This is a genomic window from Neobacillus sp. PVCKKU3, from assembly GCF_058323225.1.
In genome coordinates this window covers 23,016-43,477 of record NZ_JBLVQN010000053.1, presented here as the reverse complement: position 1 = coordinate 43,477, position 20,462 = coordinate 23,016, and the positions used below count along the sequence as shown (strand labels likewise).

General features: G+C 42.3%; 19 protein-coding genes and 1 pseudogene. 4 read left to right on the top strand and 16 right to left on the bottom strand.

Annotated features, from left to right (window positions below; translation table 11 throughout):
- Positions 1 to 87 precede the first annotated feature (87 nt).
- Positions 88 to 999 carry a hypothetical protein gene (locus ACNQGS_RS25700; protein WP_491489817.1) on the bottom strand — a complete coding sequence of 304 codons (912 nt, stop codon included), beginning with the start codon at positions 997 to 999 and terminating at the stop codon, positions 88 to 90.
- Positions 1,000 to 1,148: 149 nt separating this feature from the next.
- Positions 1,149 to 1,886, bottom strand: coding sequence for a hypothetical protein (locus ACNQGS_RS25695; protein WP_491489816.1), 738 nt, complete (start codon positions 1,884 to 1,886; stop codon positions 1,149 to 1,151).
- Between the two features lie 353 nt (positions 1,887 to 2,239).
- Here ACNQGS_RS25695 and ACNQGS_RS25690 point away from each other — a divergent pair.
- Positions 2,240 to 2,513 (top strand): annotated as a pseudogene (locus tag ACNQGS_RS25690) (YdbC family protein).
- A gap of 50 nt (positions 2,514 to 2,563) precedes the next feature.
- Here the strand turns inward: ACNQGS_RS25690 and ACNQGS_RS25685 are convergent.
- From ACNQGS_RS25685 to ACNQGS_RS25670, 4 genes are all read right to left on the bottom strand, one after another.
- Positions 2,564 to 3,085: a carbonic anhydrase gene (locus tag ACNQGS_RS25685; protein ID WP_491489815.1), complete on the bottom strand. Its 522-nt coding sequence runs from the start codon at positions 3,083 to 3,085 to the stop codon at positions 2,564 to 2,566.
- 44 nt (positions 3,086 to 3,129) lie between these two features.
- Complete coding sequence (locus ACNQGS_RS25680) at positions 3,130 to 3,495, bottom strand: Na-translocating system protein MpsC family protein (RefSeq protein ID WP_491489814.1); 366 nt, start codon at positions 3,493 to 3,495, stop codon at positions 3,130 to 3,132.
- An 85-nt stretch (positions 3,496 to 3,580) separates the two neighbouring features.
- The gene (locus tag ACNQGS_RS25675; protein WP_491489813.1) at positions 3,581 to 6,202 is read right to left on the bottom strand and encodes a DUF2309 domain-containing protein; all 2,622 of its coding nucleotides are present in this window, start codon (positions 6,200 to 6,202) and stop codon (positions 3,581 to 3,583) included.
- The gene (locus ACNQGS_RS25670; RefSeq protein WP_491489812.1) at positions 6,199 to 7,731 is read right to left on the bottom strand and encodes an NADH dehydrogenase subunit 5; all 1,533 of its coding nucleotides are present in this window, start codon (positions 7,729 to 7,731) and stop codon (positions 6,199 to 6,201) included. Before ACNQGS_RS25670 ends, ACNQGS_RS25675 begins: the two co-directional genes overlap by 4 nt.
- Positions 7,732 to 8,179: 448 nt before the next feature.
- Here ACNQGS_RS25670 and ACNQGS_RS25665 point away from each other — a divergent pair, with 448 nt between their 5' ends.
- On the top strand, positions 8,180 to 8,623 hold the full coding sequence (locus tag ACNQGS_RS25665; protein WP_491489811.1) for a cell wall hydrolase: 444 nt from the start codon (positions 8,180 to 8,182) through the stop codon (positions 8,621 to 8,623).
- A gap of 31 nt (positions 8,624 to 8,654) precedes the next feature.
- Here the strand turns inward: ACNQGS_RS25665 and ACNQGS_RS25660 are convergent, their stop codons facing one another.
- Both ACNQGS_RS25660 and ACNQGS_RS25655 read right to left on the bottom strand, forming a co-directional pair.
- Positions 8,655 to 8,888, bottom strand: a complete 234-nt coding sequence (locus tag ACNQGS_RS25660; protein ID WP_491489810.1) for a YczI family protein — start codon at positions 8,886 to 8,888, stop codon at positions 8,655 to 8,657.
- Between the two features lie 675 nt (positions 8,889 to 9,563).
- Positions 9,564 to 10,466 (bottom strand): LysR family transcriptional regulator, encoded by a 903-nt coding sequence (locus ACNQGS_RS25655; protein WP_491489809.1) that lies wholly within the window; start codon positions 10,464 to 10,466, stop codon positions 9,564 to 9,566.
- 134 nt (positions 10,467 to 10,600) lie between these two features.
- On the opposite strand from ACNQGS_RS25655, the gene ACNQGS_RS25650 reads away from it, so the two are divergent.
- Complete coding sequence (locus ACNQGS_RS25650) at positions 10,601 to 11,662, top strand: YeiH family protein (RefSeq protein WP_491489808.1); 1,062 nt, start codon at positions 10,601 to 10,603, stop codon at positions 11,660 to 11,662.
- A gap of 470 nt (positions 11,663 to 12,132) precedes the next feature.
- Here the strand turns inward: ACNQGS_RS25650 and ACNQGS_RS25645 are convergent, their stop codons facing one another.
- Positions 12,133 to 12,675: an ABC transporter permease gene (locus ACNQGS_RS25645; protein WP_491489818.1), complete on the bottom strand. Its 543-nt coding sequence runs from the start codon at positions 12,673 to 12,675 to the stop codon at positions 12,133 to 12,135.
- On the opposite strand from ACNQGS_RS25645, the gene ACNQGS_RS25640 reads away from it, so the two are divergent.
- Positions 12,608 to 13,039 carry a hypothetical protein gene (locus ACNQGS_RS25640; RefSeq protein WP_491489819.1) on the top strand — a complete coding sequence of 144 codons (432 nt, stop codon included), beginning with the start codon at positions 12,608 to 12,610 and terminating at the stop codon, positions 13,037 to 13,039. The two genes, ACNQGS_RS25645 and ACNQGS_RS25640, sit on opposite strands and share 68 nt — an antisense overlap.
- Here ACNQGS_RS25640 and ACNQGS_RS25635 read toward each other — a convergent pair.
- From ACNQGS_RS25635 to ACNQGS_RS25605, 7 genes are all read right to left on the bottom strand, one after another.
- On the bottom strand, positions 13,005 to 13,526 hold the full coding sequence (locus ACNQGS_RS25635) for an ABC transporter permease (protein WP_491489806.1): 522 nt from the start codon (positions 13,524 to 13,526) through the stop codon (positions 13,005 to 13,007). The two genes, ACNQGS_RS25640 and ACNQGS_RS25635, sit on opposite strands and share 35 nt — an antisense overlap.
- Positions 13,527 to 13,896: 370 nt before the next feature.
- Complete coding sequence (locus ACNQGS_RS25630; RefSeq protein WP_491489804.1) at positions 13,897 to 14,988, bottom strand: ABC transporter substrate-binding protein; 1,092 nt, start codon at positions 14,986 to 14,988, stop codon at positions 13,897 to 13,899.
- A gap of 29 nt (positions 14,989 to 15,017) precedes the next feature.
- Complete coding sequence (locus tag ACNQGS_RS25625; protein WP_491489802.1) at positions 15,018 to 16,103, bottom strand: ABC transporter ATP-binding protein; 1,086 nt, start codon at positions 16,101 to 16,103, stop codon at positions 15,018 to 15,020.
- Positions 16,100 to 17,737, bottom strand: a complete 1,638-nt coding sequence (locus ACNQGS_RS25620; RefSeq protein ID WP_491489800.1) for an AMP-binding protein — start codon at positions 17,735 to 17,737, stop codon at positions 16,100 to 16,102. Before ACNQGS_RS25620 ends, ACNQGS_RS25625 begins: the two co-directional genes overlap by 4 nt.
- Positions 17,738 to 17,753: 16 nt before the next feature.
- Positions 17,754 to 18,524: an enoyl-CoA hydratase/isomerase family protein gene (locus ACNQGS_RS25615; RefSeq protein WP_491489799.1), complete on the bottom strand. Its 771-nt coding sequence runs from the start codon at positions 18,522 to 18,524 to the stop codon at positions 17,754 to 17,756.
- Entirely contained in the window at positions 18,521 to 19,396 is an 876-nt protein-coding gene (locus ACNQGS_RS25610) for an amidohydrolase family protein (protein ID WP_491489798.1), read from the bottom strand. The genes ACNQGS_RS25615 and ACNQGS_RS25610 overlap by 4 nt, the downstream gene beginning before the upstream one ends.
- Positions 19,393 to 20,085, bottom strand: a complete 693-nt coding sequence (locus ACNQGS_RS25605; protein WP_491489797.1) for a TetR/AcrR family transcriptional regulator — start codon at positions 20,083 to 20,085, stop codon at positions 19,393 to 19,395. The genes ACNQGS_RS25610 and ACNQGS_RS25605 overlap by 4 nt, the downstream gene beginning before the upstream one ends.
- Positions 20,086 to 20,462: the final 377 nt, after the last annotated feature.

Below are 20,462 nucleotides of genomic sequence, written 5' to 3'. Positions count from 1 at the left end.
GTGCTTCATTTTTTTCATGGGGTGTGACACGGGGACGGTTCTCATGCTTCATTTTTTCATAGGGTGAGGCATGAGAACCGTCCCACGTCACATCCAATATTGATTCGAGTCGAACATTCCTTTGATGTGTTGGCCGTTTGTGGTGAGCTTTTTTCGGATTTCCATGTTTCGTTGGTGGTCCCACCGCCAGGGTCTTCTTAGTTCGGCTATGATATAGAGATTGTAAGTTAGTGAGTTTTGGACAAAGTGGATGAGGTCCTGGGGGGTGTAGTTGTCATGGAGATTTTCGATTAGCAGAATTTCCTCTTCAATCATATCGATGCCGCTTAAAATCCACCGTCGTGCCTGGTCCCTATGCGTTTCGAGTGAATCCGAATCAGCTGAATTAATAAAATATAAAACATCTCTCAAGTAAGAAAGTTGTTTTTTATGGAGAGAAATCAAATATACATAGAGATTTTTATATCTTTTGTTATCTAAACCATCAAAAGCAAACTCCGCAGCCTGATGAATTTCTGATACTGCCTTCTGAAAATTCTCCCGGTCACTGTCAGTCAAAAAAATCTTTTCAGAATAAGGAATTCCCACAAGCTGAACAAGACGGTTGAGATACCATTCTGCATAAAAACTATAGCCACTATAAATCTCAAATTGCTTCCTCAGCCCTTCTCTCCTTCTTTTTTCCTCATTCACATTCGTTGTCACGAAAACGATAAAAATCGAGGTAAAGAAAAACGTCCGCAAATCCCATAGGGCATCGTACCAGGTATGGTATTTTTCCATCATAAGACCAATCGGAATGATGACAAGGCTAAAGATCACGGCACATACGAAGACTATAATCAGGTTCCTCGACCTAAGCAGCAACCTTTTTAAGCCCCGCAAAATTCTCTTGCTCAACAGCCATAACATTTGCCCCCAAATATAGAGACCATCCCGCAAATTAATCCGATAGGTCGACTTTTTATAGCGCACCCAAATATTCCATTTCCGTTTCAAATGGACAAATCCCTTCTATACGGATTTCTGTACCACTTAAATTTATATTAAGGAAATAACGGGAATATGTCTTGATGCATGGGGACGGTTCTTATGCATCATCCTACTAAAGTCAAATAAAAGTGAGGCATGAGAACCGTCCCCATGCCTCACTTTGCCCACCGCTGAGAAAGTCTTCCTAGTATGGTGATTCCGATTAGGAATGGGGCTGTCCAAGAATGAATGATGCTAATTAGGTTTAAGCCCCAGATTCCCCATTGGTATAGTGTGTTAAGAGAATGAACGACATACCATGCTAGCAATACTGTTGAAGCCGCTAGGCACAGTGCGGGTAGTCTGTATAGAAGGAGCTTCTGTTTTTCTACAAAGTTTCCTTTTGTCAGTTTCCTTTTCTTAATCCAATCCATCCCATTCTCTATTACCCATACAATCGACCAGCTTAATAGCGGCGCTTTAATGATGTATCCGTATGCCACCTTTGTAGCTGGGTCCGTTAATATATTGCTGCCAAGCGCTAAATTTAATAATACAGCTAAGCCGAGCGCCACAAAGAACAGAATGCCCATTCCAGTAAGAATCACTGATACATATTTGATCGGCCAGAGGTCCTTAGAGAGGAGCGTGTATATAACAAACAGTGTACATAGTAAGCCGAATATCCATTCTGCATGAAATAGTGCGGCCCCCAATGCTGTCATAACTACCCATATTCCAATTGTGGTTTCAGGATCACTTACCTTGCCTCTTCGGGACCGCTTTCTGCGAGATCCTTTAGGGATAAAACTTTTAAGGCTGGGGATCCTAGTCCTAGTTTTCCTCTTGGACCCCTTAGTACCGCTGCCGGTATATACCCCGCCGTCATATCCATCGTACCATTCGTCATCCATGTTGAATTCCTCCAATGATGTATTGTTCCTGTTGTGTATAGTTAAGAATTGTGATAGCACCTGTCTAGTGCCAAACTTACTCATATATTATACTACCATGATAATTTTCAACAAATTCTCGGCTGCCTCCGTACGACTCTAATAAATAGAAATGGAGACTGTCCTTATAAAACAAATGCTCCCCTTCATCTAGGTCTGTTCACAATCGGAACGGTTTTTTTCTGAAAGATTAGGAAGATTGTAAGCTGTAATCTTATAAGGATTACGGATAGCTTCAATTTGTCGCCTACGTTTGTCCCCGTACAGCCTTGACCATAATAAGAGGCAGTAGAGTAAATGGAGGAGGAATATTTATGGCGGAAATTAAATACGAAATAACCGTATCCATGGGCAAACTATCCGAATCACCAAAGGGATGGAGTAAGGAGCTGAATCTCGTTAGCTGGAACGGAAAAGAACCCAAGTATGGATTTGAGGGATTGGGCACCCGGTCATGAAAAGATGGGAAAAGGCGTCACACTTTCAAAAGAGGAACTGCGGGCATTAAGGGATTTATTAAATGGGAAATATGAACTTGAAAAGAAAGGGCTGACTACAAAAAGAAGTCAGCCTTTTTTTGGGGGTTAATAGAGTCTCCAAATGATGCATGAGAACCGTCCCCATGCATCACCCATGCATCAATAATTTGAGGCAAGAGAACCGTCCCTATGCATCACTTTTGCTAGGTTTTTAGTTTCGATAATTAATTCTGTAACTTTTACATTTGAAGGCATTAGAGGATGGTTTCGAATGACATTAGCATTATTTTGGATACTGTTAGCTGACGATGAGGATTCGTTGCCCTCAAGCCATTCTCTTATGCTGCCCTTTGGGTGTTCAGGCATGCTATTTTTAAACAGGTAATCTAATGTTTTAATTTTCTCTTGTAATTCTTTATTATCGTATATTTTCTTAAGTGTTTCTCTAGCATTCTTTCGATTAGCTGTTGGAACGGTAACGAAGATTTCTTCAACATTTTCCCGATAGACAGCAAGGATGATGTCCCGCATGAGATCACTGAAGGGTGCAATGGATGGTCCATAAGATTGCAAGACTAAGATATTATTCGGCTCAAGACTGCTCATCTTTTCTATGATACTTTCCGGACTTTGCTCCATACCAACTACAAACAGCACTTTTTTCTTTTCGTTCCTATTCAATAGGTTCACCCCATTTTTGAATTGAATTCAGCCAAAATCCTTTGTTACGATAGTTCTTTCTCCAAATTTCCTGATAATTTAAAAACCATGACCCGTTCGCCGGTTTGGGTGCTGATGTCGGTATGGAAACTGATGAGTTCCTGACCTGTTATCGAGAAAATAATTTGCTTTAGCTCCTCTTGACCTGATTCCACCAAGCCATTTCGGGTCGTCTTTATAGATAACAATCCCTCTTTATCTCTGCATAAGGCATATTCAGCAGGGGTTAGGATGCCATTCAATACAACAATCACCATATCCCGTAAAATGTCAGTCTTAACAGAAAGGGAACCCCGTCCAAGATAGCTTTTCTCCCATTGCGTTAATGCTTTACTAATTTCAGCTTCAATAGCGCCTTTTGATTTCTCCATATCGACTTTTATCCCTTCTCTACCATAAATAGCTATATTACTTTATAACCAAAGCTGTCTAAAAATATTTTACACCGAATCAGCGCTAAGACCAGCTTTTCCAGTTCCCTTCCGGATCAATCGACGCAAGCCGCAGCCAGCCGTTTTCGACTTTTTGCAAAAAGGCCCGGTCTTGATTCAACAATCGTTCCACATATTCCTTTGGTGCCTGGATGACCACCAGCAGTCGTAACGGCGCATGATAGACTGAGTCGTCCGACTGCATCACGGACTGCCATGGGAGTCCCGATAATAAATCGCTGGCGTTCCCCTGCATCACGCCGATTCCTGATGTCACGGTTTGGGTCGCTTTATTTCCACTGCCATAATAATGAGGCGCAACGGCCGATGCGTAATATTGCAGGTTAATCATTTGGCAAACCGTTCCCGGTCCTGCGATGATACCGCTCAGCAGCGAACCATTTTTATCCTTTTTCCAGTTATAATTATGAAGAAACACTCTTCCCTCGAGATTGCACTCCTCGGTCAGGCTTCGTTCTCCGATCACAAACGCCGCATTGCCGGCCAGCCCCCATTCCGGACGGATCTCACTCCAGTCCTCAGCCAACCGCTCCGCTTCCGCTTTCGGATTTTTCAAGACGCCTTTGAGACTAGGTAATTCCCGGATTCGCTCGGCGTTAGCCTCCTCACTCACCTTAGGCAGGACCGCCTCAATGCGGGTATACGCATCTTCAGCCTTGCCCGAAAGGTGAGGAAGATAAACCCAATGCAATTCATCAAGTGTTGTAATATGCTCAGCAGCTGCAAAAACAGTCTCTTCCGGAACGGAAATCCCCCTTGTCTTAAGGGCCTGCCGTACATTCGGAAGGTTGCACAACGCTGCCAGCACCCGCGCATTAAAGGCGCTCGATGTCCCGCCGCATGCCCCGCAATCGAGCGAAGCAGCATAGGGATTATTGGTGCTGTGACTTCCGTGTCCGCAAATCACCACGAGCGGTGCGAAATGATCGGTGAGCCCGATCGTTTTTAAGGCTTGCTCCACATATTGTACTTTCTCTTCTTCTGAAAAACCAACCGGAATCTCCGTTTCAGCAGGGTCCTCCATCCGGTCAAGCGTCAGCTTCACATCCGGTTTTCTGAACCAGGTGTCAAGCAGTTTCTTGAACGTGCGTCCATCCCTCCTGGGTAAAAAAGTACGGGTCAGCGTCTGCATACTAAGCCACGGTCCGCTTACCTCCGGCAGCAACATGCTGGCAAGCAGGTTGTGCTTCATGGTTTTAAAGGTACCTTGCAGTGAATTAACTGCCTGCAGCCGCTCGTGAAACGGTTGATATTGCGATTCAGGCAAGTATTCCTTTACCTTGAATTGCGGTTTATTCAATACCGGCAAGGAAGGATGGCTATGATGGCTATCGAGTTTGCAGGTTTCAATCGGCAAGCCGAAGAATCCAGCTGCCCCAAAGGTTTCAAAGCCTTCTGTCCGTTCGAGTTGACGGCGGAATGGCTCTGACCTTACATCGATGCAAAAAACAAATTGCGCCAATGAAGGCGATTTAGGCTCAGCCGCCGCCTGCTGTTTCGCGATGATTTTTTCCTTCAATTGCTGTTCATATGTTTGTTCCCAAGCTTCCATCCAAAGTCTGTTGCGGACAATGTTATCAAATTGCCAAGCAAGGTTCAAACGGGCTTTTTGCTCCGCGGCAGGCAATTGTGACCATGCCTTGATGGGGAAGTTCACCCAATGAAGCCAGGCAGCAATTAGAGATTCCAGGAGCACGTCCTCTTCCGTTCCTTGGGTGGGCAAAGGAAGATATGGCTTCATCAAGATCAGCTCCATTGAAATTCTTACTGCCAAATAGTCCATCAGCAAGGAGCTTTCGTTACTACGTTGCTGCGAGCGCCAAAGCATCATTCCCGCCCAGCCTGGCAGGGCCAGCAAATGAGCTTCCAAGTATTCTTGCGACTCTGAAGGATGGATTCCTAAATGGGACAAGGCCTCATTTAAAGCAATGTCCGCTTCCTTCGGCAAATTTTTTATCTGTTTACGCGCCTCTAGCGTTAAGGCCGGGTCTAAGGAAGCCATTCGCCGCCATGCCTGGTAGAAGCCTTCCTCGCGATTTGGCATCGACCAAACGGCTTGGGATTCATCCAAAAACAACTTGCACCACTTAATCAGATGGCGGTTGAGATCCCTTAACAGCGCCTCGCCGCCAATTTTTTCGAAACGCTGACTAAGAGTTTTTACCGATTGTCTGGTCTTTAGTTGGTACTTAAAGCCACTAAGTTTTTTGGCCAATCGTTTTACTTCTGGTTGCACCGTTAAATCAGAAGACGGCAGATCCTTTGTTAGTGCCGCCCGGCAAAACTCCTCTGCTGCTGTAAGCGGGAGTCCGAAAGAGTGCTGCTTAAGCCATTGCTGTAGCCCTTTTTCTAAAAAATTCACATCAATTTCGCCTTGGTCCCGTGCTGATTTTAATAAAGAATCATTGGGAAACATCTCGATATCAGAAACATCTTTAAACCGGCGTGCTGTCTGTTCAAAGGATAGCCGTTCTAAGCCGGCCCAGGGGCTGCGTGCCGCGAACTTGCTGATCGGGCCGAGCGGTGCGATGACTTCGCTAGCTGATTTCACTAAATCATGGATATCAAGACTGAGATTTTCTTGTTCCTTTTCCCAACTTAATGTTCTGGCTAATGTCGGTGTCATCTGAATGACCTCCTATAAGACAAGTATTTTGGATGACTTTCTACTAAATCTTTATGAGGCTCACCCAAATGGACAAGCCAGAGATAAATAACCGTATATGCCGTTGAGGAACGATGGCGCGCGAGCCATAATCCAAAAGCACTGCCGCCCAGCAAGATAATCAGGGCCAAGATGACCGTTGGTGTGGGTGGCTGCATACCAGACAGTACGGTTTCATGTAACAGACTGTCCAAGAGCGTATGGATGAATTTGAACATGATGACCGCTCCGGCAAGGAACGCAAGCCCTGCAACTCGGCCAATCCGGCCTGACCCAAAGGCAACGAGTCCGGTCCAAGCAAACATCACGGACCAGCCTAAAATGAGGGTGCTAATGATGTGATAACCCTCTCCGCCGGAATTCAGCCAATAGCCAATCGAAAAAATGAGACCTAAAACCACTCCGGTGATCGTCCATAAAAAGGGAAACGGACGGCCCTTGAAGGAATGAGTCTCCCGATGCTGGATGGCGGATCCGGCCTGCAAAAATAGGCTTGCTTTGAATAATCCATGTAAGACAGCATGAATAATCGCTGCCAAATACGCGCCTAATGCACACTGAACAAGCATGAATCCCATTTGGGCTATGGTCGAGCCGACCAACTGTCGTTTATAGTCGACATGGACGAGCATAATTCCGGTCCCAAGCAGGACGGAAATGCCGGACAGAACAAGCAGAACTATCTGGGCTGTATCACCGCCGTTAAAGAGCGGTGCAAACCGGGTAAACATCAGACCGCCGGCATTGACGATGCCGGCATGCATGACAGCCGAAACAGGCGTCGGCGCCACGACTGAGTCCAGCAGCCAGCGCTGGAACGGAAACTGTGCCGATGGAATGATCATCGCTACAATCAATAGGAGGCTGATGCAGGTCCTCTCCCACGATGCAAGTTGAGCCAGGTTATTTTTTTCAAGAATAGCCGATAGCTGCCAGTGTCCTGTCGTTTGTGTAATCCAGATAACAGCCACGAGCAGAATAAGCCAGCTAAGTAAAAATATCCGGCCGGAGGAGGCTGATGCTTTTCTGGCCACCTGCCACTCCTTATTTAATCTGATCAGCAGGGTCAAGCCCAAAAGGGTCATTCCCCAGCAGACCAACAGAATCCGAAGATCATTGCTGAGCCAAACAAGGGTATCAGCAAATGTCGTGAGTGTCAGCAGCGTAAAATACTTTCGGTAAGAACGATCACCGAACAAGTACCGTAGTGAGTAGCGCTGCACAATGACACCAATGGTCAGAACAAAAAGGGCAAGGAGCAATGAGAGCGAATCGAATCGCCAAGGTCCATACAGCACACTTCCATCGTGTTTGCTAGAGAACAGCCCCCACATGGCGACGATTGGCGGCAACGAAATGATGCCTATATGATATCGAACAAAATGTACGGGGACCTTTTCCCATAGCAGGAAAATGGCGCTTACCATGGCAACTGCTAGAATGATAAAAAATGCAGTTGGTAATGAAATTAGCTCCAGATAATTGGACATCCTCGCTCTCTCCCTCTTAGATTTTGATAATATGAATCTCTTTTTTAAAAACAAAAAAACCGGCAAACTCTAAATTTAATGGTCATACTACAACCATTAAACTTTGAAGATTGCCGGTTTACCTTTAACTTCCCAATCGGGCTTTTAAATAGTCTACCTTAATCGTATATTATTCATTAAGTATTTTTGATTTCTAGTTCTATAGAATTCCTTTTTCATAAAAGCCAATAGATCATTATTAACCATATGCTAAAGTTCTATATTGAAAGAAATCACCTAAACACTATAATCACGTATTAAATATTACTATTAGTTAAAGATTCTGTCAAGTGAAGCATGGGGACGGTTCTCTTGCCTCACTTTGTGAGGCAGAAGAACCGTCCCCGTGCATCACCGTGCCTCACACCAGTCTAGGCAATTTTACATACTATATGTTGGAGGTGGAAAAATGCCAAGAGTGAATTATCGAAGTTCTGATGTTGATTTAATGGCAAGGATGATGAGGGCAGAGGCCGAGGGTGAAGGAAAGCAGGGAATGTTATATGTCGGAAATGTTATTGTTAATCGCCTTAAAGCAGATTGTTCAGACTTTAAAGGTCTAAGGACAATTCAACAGGTCATTTTTCAGGTACAGGGAGGGAATTTTTCCTTTGAAGCTGTTCAAAAGGGGAATGTTTTTTATCAAAAAGCAAGAGCATCTGAAAAACGATTAGCAAAGAAGAATTTGGATTATTGGAGAGAGCACCCAGGGAAATATGCCCTTTGGTATTTTAATCCATATGCTCCATGTCCTCCAACCTGGTACGGTCAACCTCAATCTGGTCAATATAAAAATCATTGTTATTATGAACCAAAACCTGGTACATGTGAGAGTGTTTATACCGGAGGCTAAGCTTACTCATTGAGTAGGCTTTTTTACATTTTTAGCTTAATAAAAACCCTTGAATGGATACATATAATGAAAATAAAAAAACAACAATAAATAACCAACCTTTTGCTTTTTGCTCTTTCTGAAATTCTTCCAACCCCATCACTAACATGGTTATTCCTAAGAGAAACATCATTATATGATTTAACTCAAAATTATTTGTGATTAGTCCATAAACAGCAAAAAACAAAGTTACACCAGATAAAACATAACGTAGAATTTTCAACAAAAAACCACTCCCCCTTTCGTCCTTTAGAACAAACCCATTCCATAGACATTTGAAATATAAAAGATGCTATACATTTGTTTAATATCGTAAAAAGTTGAAAATGAGGCAGAAGAACAGTCCGAGACCACTGAAAAACACTCCTTACCTTGCCATCCGGTAAAAATAAGAGGCCCTATTCTGCCCGTGAGCCCATGAAAAGAAGCGTACCGGTAAAAATAAGCAGCCCTATTCTGCCCGTGAACCCAAGAAAAGAAGCGCACCGGTAAAAATAAGTGGCCTATTCTGCCCGTGAGCCCAAGAAAAGAAGCGCACCGGTAAAAATAAGCGGCCTATTTTGCCCGTGAGCCCAAGAAAAGAAGCGTACCGGTAAAAATAAGCGGCCTATTTTGCCCGTGAGCCCAAGAAAAGAAGCGCACCGGTAAAAATAAGCAGCCTATTTTGCCCGTGAGCCCAAGAAAAGATGCGCACCGGTAAAAATAAGCGGCCTATTTTGCCCGTGAGCCCAAGAAAAGATGCACACCGGTAAAAATAAGCGACCCTATTCTGCCTGTTAGCCCAAGAGAAGAAGCGCACTGGTAAAAATAAGCCTTCTATTTTGCCCATGAGTTCAAGAAAAGTAACGCTCGAGCATCTTAGGATCATTTTTCAGTGGTCTCGAACCGTCCCCATGCTTCACTAAAATCTGCTCTTTTTCGGGTCGCCGAGGTATGTTTTTAGTGTTTCAATGAATGTTTGTAGTGCTTTTGTTTGGTAGGTGGCGTGGGTTAGGATGGAGAAGTTGCGTTTAAACGGGAGTCCCTTTACGCGAAGGGTGCCGATGTAACCGTTTGTGAGCTCCTTCTTAATCGCCCAGCTTGATAACAAACTGATGCCAAGACCTGCTTCAACCGATTCCTTGATGAGCTGGGTGCTTCCGAATTCCATGACTTTTTTCGGGGTGAACCTGTACCTCCGAAATAGATTTTCCGCAGCCTCCCTGGTCCCAGAGCCTTCTTCCCTAAGAATCCACGTTTCTTCCTCCAAGTCAGCCAGACTTATTTCCCCTTTTTCGCCTAAAAGAGGATGACACGGTGAGGCAACAATCACCATTCGATCTTTAGAAACCACTTTTGAATTTAGGACATTTTCCTCATAAAATCCTTCAATGATGCCAATGTCCAATTGATGTTTTTTCACCAGCTCAATGATTTCCTTTGTATTTTGGATCCGAATCGACGGGTGAATGTCGGGGTATTGCTCCTTCATTTTGGCAATAATATGCGGCAGAATATACTCGCCAAACGTATAGCTCGCCCCAATCGCAATCGGGCCGCTCGCCTTATTGGTCAGGTCATCGACTAAGGATTGCATTTTAGTATAAAGGGCGAGGATTTCCTTTGCATGGTGATAAACGATCTCACCGGCCTGATTGAGGCGGACAAACTTATTACTTCTTTCCAAAAGCCTTGTGCCAATCGATTGTTCTAACGTTCTAATATACTGGCTCACCGCCGGCTGGGTCATATGCAGCTCCTCCGCCGCTTTTGAAAAATTCTCCTTTTCCACCACTTTAATAAACACCTCTAAATGCTGATCCATCCTCTGCCCCCTTTTTCAAAAATAACCCATGTATATAAATTTACTTATCATCCCTATTATATATCATTATTTTCCTTATACACCAATCGCGAGTATGCTTAAGTTACAAAATCAAATCATTTGAGGTGATTGGAATGGGAAGTCAAAGTGCAAGAATTTTACCTCAAGACGAACAGAACGAACAACCTCTTAAAAAGCCGGAAACAAAACCTTCCGCTTATTTATGGCTGGGAGGAATTGCTTTTACCATTGTCATTGCAGCGTTCGGTTTTGCGTTAGCAAAAGTCCCAGGGTTTGATCGTGTCGGACCGCTTGCCTGTGCAATAGTGATTGCGGTAATCTACCGACAATTTTTCGGTTATCCGGAAATGCTACGCGCGGGGATTCAATTTTCTGCCAAACGCTTTTTACGTTTTGCGATTATTTTATACGGGCTCAAGTTAAACATAGATGTAGTGATTCATCAAGGGCTGGGGTTGATTGCCCGTGATATCGGCGTCATTGCTTTCGCTATCTTATTAACCGTGTGGCTTGGAAAATTGCTGAAAGCAGAATCCTCCCTCGTGCTTCTGCTTGGTGTCGGAACCGGTGTATGCGGGGCTGCCGCAATTGCCGCTGTTTCGCCCATTCTCAAGGCAAAGGACGAAGATACAGCCATCGGGGTCGGAATCATTGCGTTGGTGGGGACGATTTTTTCAATAACCTATACGATCTTAAGACCAATTCTCCCATTATCGGGCATTGATTATGGCATCTGGAGCGGCATCAGCCTTCACGAAATTGCCCACGTTGCCTTAGCCGGGGCACCTGCAGGTCCAGATGGTCTGGCCATTGCCCTGCTCGCCAAACTAGGCAGGGTACTCCTGCTCATTCCATTGTGCTTTATTCTTATGTATTGGATGAAAAAACGCAGTTCAGGAAGTGCTGGAGATACAAAAATTGAGTTCCCTTGGTTTCTGATCGGCTTTATCTTGATGAGTTTGTTCGGAAGCTATATCCTTGGCAAATCCATCCCTGTTTCAAAGACAGCTATGGACGGGATTTCAACAGCAACCACCTTTATTTTGACATCCGCTATGGTTGGTCTCGGTTTAAATGTCAGCCTCCGCGACCTCCGGACCAAAGCAGCTCGGCCGCTGATCGCCATGCTGATTACATCCGTTCTACTTTCCGTAGTTTCGTATTTTATTGCGTGAAAGTGATGCATGGGGACGGTTCTCGTGCATCATTTTGTGATATGAAGCACGGGGACGGTTCTCGTGCATCAACAGTTGGGAAGTATATTAGGAAATTTGGAAAGTAAAAGCCGAAATCGCAAAGTATTTGTCCAAAAGTGGAAAGTTAAATCAACAAATTGGAAAGTAACCAGACCAATTCAGAAAGTATATCCAAATAAATGGTATCCTTTTTAAGCAACCGGCTGTTTTTAAAAGCTAAATAAGTTAGGAAGGATTCTCTATTATCAAGAGGATAAACTTACCTATGTCGTGAACCTCTGTATGATTTATTGAAATGAGTCGAAACTGTATCTGGTGGCCCCGTCAATTCCAAGTATACCTAAGTGGTGGTACCTACAAATTTAAGCCGCCATTGATTCCATTCATGAATAAAGCCAACTACCTTGTTCAAGGTAGCTGGCCAATAGCTGTGACACCGGTTACCTTAACTACTCAAGGAACTTAGCGATGTCTGCTCCTTTCTTTTTACTGATTTTGATTAGGATATTTACAATTAACATAAAAATCCCCGTAAGTAAAATAAGAATCGTAGATATGGCTGTGATAGTTGGATTAATTTGCAAAATCAGCTCATTATACATTTTTTTTGGCAGTGTCATATTTTCGCCAGCCAGAAAGACGGTGACGATTAATTCATCGAAGCTTATGATAAAAGCGAAGAGCCATGCCGCTAGAATGCTTGGAAGATGTAGAGGAATCAAAACTTTCCGAAAGACAGTAATCCAAGAACCACCTAAGCTTTTCGCAGCCAGTTCTAACCTTTTATCAAAAGCCTCAAATGCCGGCAGGGTGATTAAAACGATATAGGGGAACGCAACCAAAACATGAGCAAAAATTAGTCCTGGTAAAGTACCTAGGATACCAAGCTGGGCAAAGAATAAATAGAGCGCAACCCCAGTAATGATGGTTGGAATAATCATCGGTGCGATAAAATTACCTACGATAAGATTTTTACCCCTAAAATTGCTAATAGAGAGGCCATACGAGGCTAAAACACCAAAAACTAAGGCAATTGCACTTGCCGCTACGCTAACAATGACAGAGGTTCTAACCGCAATAAGCCAGGAGGGGTCAGTAAAAAAGGAACTATACCACCTCAACGAGAATCCGGGAGGCGGGAATTCAAGGGAACTTGCGTTTGAGAAAGACATCAGGACTACAATTACCAATGGAACAGACAAAAATAGGATAATACAGATTGAAAACAGCCCCAGTAAAACATTCCACACATTTTTCTTATGCAATTTGTGTGTTTCCTTTACTTTAACAGCTGTAGAAATATTGGTAGTATTCAAGGATCTCATTTTACTGTCTCCCCTATCTTTCTATAAATAACGTACAAAATGATGGTAACTAATAGAAGAATAGTAGAAATAGCTGAGGCTAAGTTCCAATTAGCCAAACGGTTAATAAGCGTATCTAAAATGGTAGCAATCATCTGGACTTTCCCTCCTCCTAAAATGGCTGGAGTGATAAAAAACCCAAGGGTCATTATAAATACAAGAATTGCACTAGATAACAAAGTAGGCAGTGTTAGCGGAAAATAGATTCGAAAAAACATAGTTAACGGATTGGACCCAAGTGAATAGGCAGCTCTAATTAACCGATTATCAATTTTTAACATGGCAGCATAGAGGGGAAAAACAGCAAAAGGGATTAGCACATTAATCGTTCCAAGGGTAACACCCAGATCGTTATAGATAAGCTGCAGCGGGCTTCCAATTAAACCTAACTCCAATAGGTTTCGATTAACAATACCATTATTCCCTAAAATGACAATCCATGCATACGTTCGGATTAAAATACTGACTAAAAACGACATAGCGATTAGCGCAAGCACAAATAGCCTTGACTTCCCTCCCAACCGAGTTATCCAGTGGGCTAATGGGTAGGCTAATAGACAGCATAGAAGAGAAACTATAATAGCAGTTTTAAACGTATTTGCTAATATTTGAAGATATATGGGGTGCCTCGCAAGATAAGTATAGTGTTCAAAGGTGAAATCAGGACTAAGGAAACTACGAATTAACATTAAGAGAAGAGGGATATTGAACCCAATAACAATGATAATTAAAGGGGGAACTATATAAGAAAAGCCTTTAAACTTTCTCTTCATCTTCCCACTTCCTTTCCTAAAGATTTTAAAGAAAAAGGCAGATGCTTATAGTCATGATCTGCCTTTTTAAATTTAGTTATTTATTTAGATTTAACTTAAATAACTCCCATTTCTCTTCAACTTCTTTTCCATGTTCTGCCCACCACTTGGAATCAGTAAGACTTTGTTTACTATAGTTCACCTCACTGCTTGGGAAAGCCTCTAGGCGATCCTTTGGTAAAAGAGGCGTTAATTCTTTACTTGGGCCGGTATACGGTAATACCTCAACTGCCCTAGCCTGGTTCTCTGCAACTGTCATTTCATGAATAAAAGCGGAAATCTCATTAATGTTCTTTGCTCCTTTAGGGATAACCAAGTAAGATAAATCAAGTAATCCTTCATTAAAGGAGTATTTAATATTGTCCTTATTTTCAACGATTCGGCCAGACCATGCTGCGGAATAACCAACTTCCTTATCTTTCAGTAACTGTGCAGGCTGGGAGCCAGATTGCCACCAAACAGACACATGCTTTTTAATTTTTTCCAAGCTTTTAAATGCTCGATCAACATCTAGTGGATATAACTTATCCTTTGGAACGCCATCCGCCAATAAAGCAATTGGAAGGGCGAACACAGCATAATCAGGTAATGCCCGTTTTCCAGGGAATTTCTCAACGTTCCAGAAATCAGCCCACGAGGTCAGTTCCTTTCCTCCTGTTGCATCCGGATTCCACGCCATAATTGTTGAGTAATATTGATAGCCTACTCCATATTCATTTTGACCTTCCTCATTAATTGGGTCCGGATTTATTAATTTCCAATCTAACTTTTCAAGAAGATTAGCACTTTTGGCTTGGTAAAGGTTACCGGAACTTACCTCAACCAAATCATAGGTATGCTGGCCAGATTCTACCATTGCCTGCAGTTTTCCTAACGACGTAGGACTTTCACGTACCACTTTAATGCCTGTTTTTTTCGTAAAAGGCTCTACGAATCCTTTTTCCATATAATCTCCGGATGGTCCACCAGCCTCTAAAATTCGTAACGTAAAGGATTTATCCAATTCTCCGTCTTTTTTCGGTTTACTAGATGATTCTTCTGATGCGCCGGAACATCCCGCAGCCAATAGAAGTATGAAAATGGACAAAACAGTCAGCGGATACTTCATAGTGGAAAACAACTTTCTCATCGCAACCTCTCCCCTTATATTTGATTTCTTCACACGAATTCCAACTGTGTTTCTTCCTTACGATAATCCTGTAAAAACCAATTTCTTTTAGGGTCCCATGAAAGTTTGACATTCTCTCCATCTTTGAATCTATAATCATTTCTTGAATCATTAACCGTCACTAACTGTCCATCGCTGATTTCAACCTGATAACGGGTTGCACTTCCAAGGTATGTCGAATTTTTAACACTGCCCTTTAAACCCTCTCCACTTCCATCATCGGATCCAATTTGGATTTGCTCCGGTCGAATCATCAGACAAGTCCGTTCCCCGCCCTGTAAACCAGAAACATAAGTTTTAATTTTATCTCCACTATCAGAAATAAATATCTCATTTCCATTTTCAAATCCGATTGTTCCATTAAAGAAGTTACTGTTTCCTAAAAAGCTAGCTACAAAACGGTTCACCGGCTTGCTATACAATTCTTCTGGTGTTCCGAATTGTTCAATCCGACCATGATTTAATATGAGAATTCGATCTGACATGGTCAGGGCCTCTTCTTGGTCATGCGTGACAGAAATGGTTGTAATACCCAAAGAACGCTGCAACTGCCGGATCTCGAACTGTAAATCCTGTCTAAGCTTTCGGTCAAGTGCTGCCATGGGTTCATCCAGCAAAAGAATAGATGGTTTGAAAATAAAAGCACGGGCAAGGGCCACCCGTTGCTGCTGCCCTCCTGATAGCTCGTTAATCTTCCGGTTGCCGAACGCCTCAAGCCTTACAAGTTCAAGTGCCTTTTGTACCTCCATATCAATATTGTCACCGGTCATTTTCCTAACCTTTAATGGAAATGCAAGGTTCTCAAAAACAGACATATGAGGAAAAAGTGCATAGCTTTGAAAGACAAGGCCGATATTTCTCTTTTCTGCTGGTAACCCAATGACATCTCTACCATTCATCAAGATGTGGCCTGATGTAGGATCTTCAAAACCCGCTATTAACGTTAGTAGAGTTGTTTTCCCCGAGCCGCTTGGCCCAAGAATTGTAACAAGTTCACCCTCGTTTACCGTTAAATCGACATTATCAACAGCTATAAAATCATTAAATTTTTTAGTGAGATTAATAAGGTCAATCATTGGTCTTTTGTCCTCCAAATATTCTCAACACTATCAAATGAATCTAGGCGAAGGTCACTTTTTTCTTCCCGTAAAACATGTTTTGCTACTCTCTCAGAAGGGGTTCTTGGTAAATCTGTCCGAAACTCCCAATACCGAGGGATTTTAAAATAAGCAAGACGCTCTTTTGAAAAATCAAGGAGCCTTTTTACTTGCTCGGTATCCGCGGATTCATCCTCTTGTAAAACAACATAGGCTTTAACCTCTTCGCCTCGGAGTTCATCGGGTACAGGGACGGCAGCGACATATTTTACATTTGGGTGCAATTTAATAACATCCTCAACTTCAGTAGCAGATATATTCTCACCGCTTCTTCGAATCATTTCCTTTTTTCTGCCAATATAGTAAATTAACCCTTCTTCCGTCATGTAAGCCAAATCGCCAGTATGGAAATATCCGTTTCGAAAAACTTCCTTGGTTGCCTCTGGATTTTTATAATAGCCTTCCATCATTCCGGCGCCTCTTATGACGAGCTCCCCGATTTTTCCACGTGGTAGAGTTTGGTCGTTTTCATCCACAATTCTTGCTTCACGATACGGGTTTGGTCTGCCAATGCAGCCAGAGCCAACTAACTGGTCATGCTCCTCTCTTGTTACTCCGATATCACTACCGGTTTCCGTCATGCCAAATGCCTCATACCAAGGGGCTCCCCAACGTTCCTCAAGCTCTTTATGCAAATGAACAGGAATAGCTGAACAGGCAATATGCCGGACACAATTCTCTCTATCATGGAGAGATTTTGGCATTTTCAGCATAAGTACCGGCATAATTCCAAGGCAGTAGAAAAAGGTAACCTTATATTCGCGAACTTTTTCCCAAAATGTTGAAGGGTGGAAACGGTCTAAAACGATTAATGTTCCACCAGAAGCTAATGAAGTGATGACGTTCCACTGTGGATCCATATAGTAAAAAGGCTGGGCTGTCAGCAATATGTCATTTTTATTGATTTGTGGATAGGGCAGCAAAACATTTTTTCTGGCAAAGTTCATCCAATAGTTATGTGTTAACATGCAGCCTTTTGGCCGCCCCGTTGTTCCTGATGTATATTGGATATTCATGATAGACTCGGGATAAACTGGGTTCGTTAGAGGGTCATTGTTGTTTATTTTTGAAAACATATCTTTCAAAAACACGACATCTTCATGGGAATCGTCGTCAACTGCAACAATAGTTTTTAGCGATGGAACGGATAATTGTATTTTTTTTAACAGCGGGATAAACTCAGATGAGGTGACTACTACATTCGCTTCTGAATGTTCTAGAAGGTATTTTGCATCGAATTCTTTGTAATAAATATTAATGGGTACCATGATTGCCCCAAGCTTTCCTATGGCAAGCCAGGTTAAGGGAAACTCTGAACGATTTCTCAGCATAATGGCAACTCGGTCCTTAGCATTAACACCTAGGTTTTCAAGAACCTTTGCGATTGAGTTTGTTTTTTCATCAATCTCTTTATAGGTTAATCTCTCGTTAAATTCGTCAAATATGAGTCCAACCTTATCTCCCCAAAGAATAGCTGCACGCTCTATTAATTCCTTTATATTTTGCACCTTTTCTAATTCGAGAGCCTTGACATTTTGTATACTGCTACTCATAACAGATACCTCCATCTTACAATTTGCTCTTGTTTTTAAATCTTTCGGAAGAGTTTTTAGCGTCCTCTGACTGAGTGGTTGCAAGTACATGATCCACTTCTATCTCGTAAGCGTTTTCAATTGTGGACTGTGATCCACTGTTTAGCGCAAACTTAGCCCTAGATAGAGCTCCTTGCGGCAAATTACTTAGTTTAAACGCCAATTCCATAGGCCATTTACCAAATTCCTCTGAATCAACTACAAAATTAATAAGCCCTAAGCTCTTTGCTTCATCTGCTGTGAATTTTTCACCCAACAGAAGGAGTTCCTTTGCCTTGGCCATTCCAACTGTCATTGGCAAAATATGCGAAATGCCACCAGTTACACTTAAGCCCACACTTACTTCAGGAAATCCAAATTGAGCGTTTTTTTCAGCAACGATTAAATCACAACATAAAGCAAACTCACATCCTGCCCCAAGAGCATATCCGTGAACAGCAGCTATGACGGGGTATGGCGCTTGACGAATTTTTCTAGTAATGTCCTGTGTTCTTTGTACTCTTCTACGCATTTCAAATTCATTATTCGATTTTTCATTAGATTTCAAATCATGACCTGCGCAGAATGCTCTTCCTCTTCCTGAGAGAACGACCGCTTTAACTCCATCACTTTCTGCCCGCTCCAACGCCTGATACAACTCCTCCACTAACTGTGGGATGACAGCGTTTAAGCGTTCCGGCCGATTAAGAACAATTTGGGCTATTTCCCCTTTTAACTCATAATCTACAACACTACCAGAAGTAATCATTGTCTTACCTCCTGATTAACACCAGAAATAAGTTTTTCTGCATTTGCCCCAAGGATTTTTTCTAACACTTCCTGCTTAAGTCCCAAGTTTCGCCATTCTTTTAAAGCCCTTTCCATTGAAAAAACCGGCCAGTCTGTAGCGAACAATAATTGGTCTGGCAGCAAACTATTCATAAAACGGTACATCGTCTCCCATCCTGATCCTTGGACACCAATATATTTTGGTGCTAATCCCCCAAAATCCATAAGAATGTTCGGGTGTTTACGGGCAACAGCAACCATATCTGTAATCCATGGCCACGAGGCATGTAATGCTATTAATGTTATACCGGGGAAGTCGCACGCAACTTGGTCTAATAGTAAGGGATGTTCATTTCTAATAGGGTGTTGGGTAGAGTAATTTACCCCTGAATGTATTCCAACAGGCAATCTTAGTTCCAATGCCTTAGAGTAAAAGGGATATAACTTCCTATCATCAATAGCCATTTCAAAGAAACCTGGTTGGATATTAACCCCTGCCAATCCTAACTCTTTAATTCTTTCCACTTGTTTAACTGCTCTCATGGGTCTAAGGTTTTCCATTGAAATTGTTCCATACCCCGTGAAATGCTTGGGAAATTTGTGTACAATCTCTGCCACAATTTCATTTAATTCATCAGCAGAGTCACCATATTCATATTCTGCATGAATAATGGCATGGTCTACTCCTGCCAACCTCATTTCTTCCATTAAATCATCGAGACTTTTATGGCTATTTTCGGATACTCGTAGCACTGCGTCATATTGCTTTCGGTAAGCACTCACATCTCTGTTACTTACCTTTGGCCTCATATCCATTGGTAACCGGACACGTGCATCTATGATTCTACTCATTTGTTTAACACCTCTCTATACTTTGCATACTCCTCAAATCCAGGCTTATAATACTGGGTCGGACTCGGTAAACTTAAATCCTCAACATTAATTGGGATTCCGTTTCGTATTGCCCCCAGTAGTCTTAATGATATGTTCGCAAAATTTTTGCTGATTTCTGTTAACGAAAGACTGCCATTAGGTGAATACCAATGGGCCACTCCCGTACACATCTCAAGCAATGCAAAAGTAGTTAACTTAATATCCTCTTTAAAGATAAAAGTCCCTTCTTCTATTCCTTTCTTGATAACCATCTGCCAGATCTGTTCATATTCTTTTCTTAAGTTTTTAATCAATCCCTTGTTTTCCCCATGCAGTGCACGAAATTCAGTATCAATAACTAACGCTGATAAACGATTTACACCATGGGCCATCACATGCATTTGAACCAATGCTGCTATCTGTTGTTCGGGCGTTTCATTATTGTTGATTATATCCTTTGCGTTATGGATCAATGGCCTTAATCCAGCTTCCATAATGGACAGCAAAAAGTCCTCTTTATTTTTTATGTAATAATACAGAGTTGCAGAGGTTACTTCAGCTGCCATAGCAATATCACGTACACTAGTCGCCTCAAACCCTTTTGTAGCAAATAATCTAAGGGATGCTTGAATTATTTTTTCCGCAGTTGTTTTTGCTTCTTCTGTCATCTCATCGTTTCCTTTCTAAATTAAAATCACCACCTTTTAAAAATAAGGCAGGTTCAAATATCCATAATCAACTTGTTTACCTTATTTTGTAATTTATTCTATCAAGCGTTCGATAGGTGGTCAATACATTTTTATTAAATATTTGATAATTTGTAATATTTAAACAAATTAACAAACCAAAGAGCAAATCTTTCTCGTTAAAAAAGGAAAAGTACCAGTCGCCTTCCAATTTTCTGGTCGGCGCCTGACACTATTTTTTTCTGATTGCCATTATGCACGGGGACGGTTCTTTACTGATGCACGAGGACCGTCCCATACATCTTTAATTTCTTTCGAACCGTTTAATCCCTTTCTTCGTTTCCTTAAATGACAACCTA

Coding starts and splice junctions, on each gene's coding strand:
- ACNQGS_RS25695 (WP_491489816.1), bottom strand. CDS start 1,886: ATGGATGACGAATGGTACGATGGATATGACGGCGGGGTATATACCGGC.
- ACNQGS_RS25680 (WP_491489814.1), bottom strand. CDS start 3,495: ATGGAGAAATCAAAAGGCGCTATTGAAGCTGAAATTAGTAAAGCATTA.
- ACNQGS_RS25675 (WP_491489813.1), bottom strand. CDS start 6,202: ATGACACCGACATTAGCCAGAACATTAAGTTGGGAAAAGGAACAAGAA.
- ACNQGS_RS25670 (WP_491489812.1), bottom strand. CDS start 7,731: ATGTCCAATTATCTGGAGCTAATTTCATTACCAACTGCATTTTTTATC.
- ACNQGS_RS25665 (WP_491489811.1), top strand. CDS start 8,180: ATGCCAAGAGTGAATTATCGAAGTTCTGATGTTGATTTAATGGCAAGG.
- ACNQGS_RS25655 (WP_491489809.1), bottom strand. CDS start 10,466: ATGGATCAGCATTTAGAGGTGTTTATTAAAGTGGTGGAAAAGGAGAAT.
- ACNQGS_RS25650 (WP_491489808.1), top strand. CDS start 10,601: ATGGGAAGTCAAAGTGCAAGAATTTTACCTCAAGACGAACAGAACGAA.
- ACNQGS_RS25640 (WP_491489819.1), top strand. CDS start 12,608: ATGGTTGGAATAATCATCGGTGCGATAAAATTACCTACGATAAGATTT.
- ACNQGS_RS25635 (WP_491489806.1), bottom strand. CDS start 13,526: ATGTCGTTTTTAGTCAGTATTTTAATCCGAACGTATGCATGGATTGTC.
- ACNQGS_RS25630 (WP_491489804.1), bottom strand. CDS start 14,988: ATGAGAAAGTTGTTTTCCACTATGAAGTATCCGCTGACTGTTTTGTCC.
- ACNQGS_RS25625 (WP_491489802.1), bottom strand. CDS start 16,103: ATGATTGACCTTATTAATCTCACTAAAAAATTTAATGATTTTATAGCT.
- ACNQGS_RS25620 (WP_491489800.1), bottom strand. CDS start 17,737: ATGAGTAGCAGTATACAAAATGTCAAGGCTCTCGAATTAGAAAAGGTG.
- ACNQGS_RS25615 (WP_491489799.1), bottom strand. CDS start 18,524: ATGATTACTTCTGGTAGTGTTGTAGATTATGAGTTAAAAGGGGAAATA.
- ACNQGS_RS25610 (WP_491489798.1), bottom strand. CDS start 19,396: ATGAGTAGAATCATAGATGCACGTGTCCGGTTACCAATGGATATGAGG.
- ACNQGS_RS25605 (WP_491489797.1), bottom strand. CDS start 20,085: ATGACAGAAGAAGCAAAAACAACTGCGGAAAAAATAATTCAAGCATCC.